Source organism: Streptomyces sp. rh34, from assembly GCF_002551245.1.
Lineage (GTDB): Bacteria > Actinomycetota > Actinomycetes > Streptomycetales > Streptomycetaceae > Streptomyces.
In genome coordinates this window covers 1-1,642 of sequence record NZ_NTGZ01000516.1, presented here as the reverse complement: position 1 = coordinate 1,642, position 1,642 = coordinate 1, and the positions used below count along the sequence as shown (strand labels likewise).

Annotated in this window: 2 protein-coding genes and 1 pseudogene; all 3 read left to right on the top strand. The window is 73.3% G+C overall.

The window, feature by feature from the left end; translation table 11 throughout:
- Positions 1-36: 36 nt before the first annotated feature.
- Positions 37-354 (top strand): annotated as a pseudogene (locus tag CR470_RS37840) (Nif3-like dinuclear metal center hexameric protein); the annotation flags it as partial.
- Positions 351-1,094 carry a zinc ribbon domain-containing protein gene (locus CR470_RS37835; protein WP_179892524.1) on the top strand — a complete coding sequence of 248 codons (744 nt, stop codon included), beginning with the start codon at positions 351-353 and terminating at the stop codon, positions 1,092-1,094. The pseudogene CR470_RS37840 and the gene CR470_RS37835, both read left to right, overlap by 4 nt.
- A partial coding sequence (locus CR470_RS37830) for a reverse transcriptase-like protein (RefSeq protein WP_143663992.1) occupies positions 1,094-1,642 on the top strand: 549 nt, incomplete at its 3' end. The genes CR470_RS37835 and CR470_RS37830, both read left to right, overlap by 1 nt.

Below are 1,642 nucleotides of genomic sequence, written 5' to 3'. Positions count from 1 at the left end.
CCTCCCTCGCGCCATCAGAGATGTGTATAAGAGACAGACCCGGAGGCGCTCGTGCGCACCGTCGCCGTCAGCGGCGGCTCCGGCGACAGCCTCTTCGACGCCGTGCGCGCCGCGGGCGTCGACGCCTTCCTCACCGCCGACCTGCGCCACCACCCGGCCTCCGAGGCCGTGCAGCACTCGCCGCTCGGCCTCGTCGACGCCGCGCACTGGGCCACCGAATGGCCCTGGTGCGAGCAGGCGGCAGCCCAGCTCGACGCGCTTTCCGACCGCCACGGATGGGACCTGCGGGTCCATGTCTCGAAGCAGGTCACCGACCCCTGGACCACCCACCATTCCTCTGGAGCCCCCAACTGAACGCCGCGCCCGCCGACCAGATCCGACTTCTCGACGTCCAGGCCCTCGACCTCCGTCTCGCCCAGCTCTCCCACAAGCGCACCTCGCTGCCGGAGCACGCCGAGATCGAGCAGCTCAGCAGCGACCTCGCCCAGCTGCGGGACCTGCTGGTCGCCTCCACCACCGAGGAGAGCGACACCACCCGCGAGCAGACCAAGGCCGAGCAGGACGTCGACCAGGTGCGCCAGCGCGCCGTCCGCGACCAGCAGCGCCTGGACTCCGGCGCGGTCTCCTCGCCCAAGGACCTGGAGAGCCTGCAGCGCGAGATCGTCTCGCTCGCCAAGCGCCAGGGAGACCTGGAGGACGTCGTCCTGGAGATCATGGAGCGCCGTGAGAGCGCCCAGGAGCGGGTCGCCGAGCTGACCGAGAGGGTCGCCGCCGTCCAGGCCAAGGTCGACGACGCCACCGCGCGCCGCGACGCCGCGACCGCCGAGCTGGACGCCGAGGCCGCCACGGTGGCCAAGGACCGCCAGATCGTCGCCGAGGTCATCCCCGCCGACCTGCTGAAGCTGTACGACAAGCTCCGCGCCCAGCAGGGCGGGGTCGGCGCCGCCCGGCTCTACCAGCGCCGCTGCGAGGGCTGCCGGCTGGAGCTGAACATGGCCGAGGTGGGCGACGTGCGGGCCGCGTCCCCCGAGACGGTCCTGCGCTGCGAGAACTGCCACCGGATCCTGGTCCGCACCTCGGAGTCGGGCCTGTAATGAGCGCCGCGCGCCAGGTGGTGGTCGAGGCCGACGGCGGATCCCGGGGCAATCCCGGGCCCGCCGGTTACGGTGCGGTCGTCATCGACCCGGCCACCGGCGAACCCCTCGCCGAGGCCGCCGAGTACATCGGCGTCGCGACGAACAACGTCGCCGAGTACCGGGGTCTGATCGCCGGTCTGACGGCCGCGAAGGCGTTGTTCCCGGACGCGGGGGACGCGCTGCGGGTCCACGTCCGGATGGACTCCAAGCTGGTCGTCGAGCAGATGTCGGGGCGCTGGAAGATCAAGCACCCCGACATGAAGCCGCTGGCGGCGCGCGCGGCCGCGGTCCTGCCGCCGTCCTGCGTGACGTACGAGTGGATCCCGCGCGCGCAGAACAAGCACGCTGACCGGCTCGCCAACGAGGCGATGGACGCGGGCCGCGACGGCAGGCAGTGGGAGGCGTCCGCCTCGACGGCCGCCCTCGACGCACCGGCCCGCCCCGCGAGCACCCCGCCGCCCGTCCAGGGCCCGCCCGGCGACCAGGCCGCGGGCGCGTCCAGGGCT